At 28.1% G+C, this 1,065-nt stretch carries 2 protein-coding genes; both read right to left on the minus strand.

What is annotated here, in order from left to right:
• Positions 1-249, minus strand: a 249-nt coding sequence (locus SAZ04_RS21505) for an AAA family ATPase (protein WP_332699522.1), incomplete at its 3' end; no start/stop codon positions are given.
• On the minus strand, positions 243-440 hold the full coding sequence (locus SAZ04_RS23615; protein WP_431309043.1) for an AAA family ATPase: 198 nt from the start codon (positions 438-440) through the stop codon (positions 243-245). The genes SAZ04_RS21505 and SAZ04_RS23615, both read right to left, overlap by 7 nt.
• Positions 441-1,065: the final 625 nt, after the last annotated feature.

Genomic DNA, 1,065 nt, shown 5'->3' on the forward strand with positions numbered 1-1,065 from the left:
AGCTTTTGAGTATGTACTTAAGGGCATTACGGTTTGTTCTGATAGAGACGGTGGTGTATCGAAGATACTCCATTCGTAATCTTCCATAACAGGTACAAGTGCTTTCTGCAGCTCATCTAACTTTAGGCCCTGTTCAAACATTCTTTTTGGTAAAGTGGACAGGAAATCATTGAAAGGGATCATGTCCAGGTTCTCTTTGATTTTGATGATACAAAAACAAGCATCTCCATTCGGAATGGCCTCTAAAATGTTTTTTCCTCGAAGGCGTTACATATGTCATACTCACCGGTTAAGAAGTTGGTTAAATTCCCTTGTCCATCCATATCAATGGCTAAAACTATTTCCGCTTTTCTTAATAGATAAGAAGTAATCCCACTACTGGTAGACTTAGAACAGCTGCCCTTACTAATCCTAAATGTTATTATTTTTACTGTTAACATTAATATCTATTTCAATAATAATATATACAAATACTTTAACTATAAATTTATTATCTAGTTATACATATAAATAAACACTAATGACAATTTTATGATTAACATTAACTAAGTTATTATATTTAATACGTTAACATATGTCATCATATATGTTAACGTATATGATGACATCACTATTAATTTACTATAAATATTAATTTTAATATATATTTATAGGTGAAAACAAGAAACTCTGCTATGAGTAATTGATTTTCTATAGATGTTGTTTGGAAGTCTATTAATTAAACATAACAATAATTATAAGATATATGTTATTGTATATGTCGTTTATATATTTAATTTTAAACTATATGCAAACATTATTTTATGTAAAAGGATGAAAATGATTATTTAATAAACTTTTGATAATCTTCATTTAGGACGGTCTCTAAAATATTTTTCTCGAAGGTGTTACATATATCATACTCACCGGTTAAAAAGTTAGTTTCATTCTCTTGTCACTATCAAAGGCTAAAACCTTTTTCTCATTGCTTAATAGATAAGAAGTAACGCCCTTGCTGATTACAAATGTTATTATTTTTGCAGTCAACATTAACATCTATTTTAATAATAATATATACAAATACCT

The organism is Halalkalibacter lacteus (genome assembly GCF_036663595.1).
Classification (GTDB): Bacteria; Bacillota; Bacilli; order Bacillales; family Bacillaceae_D; genus Halalkalibacter; species Halalkalibacter lacteus.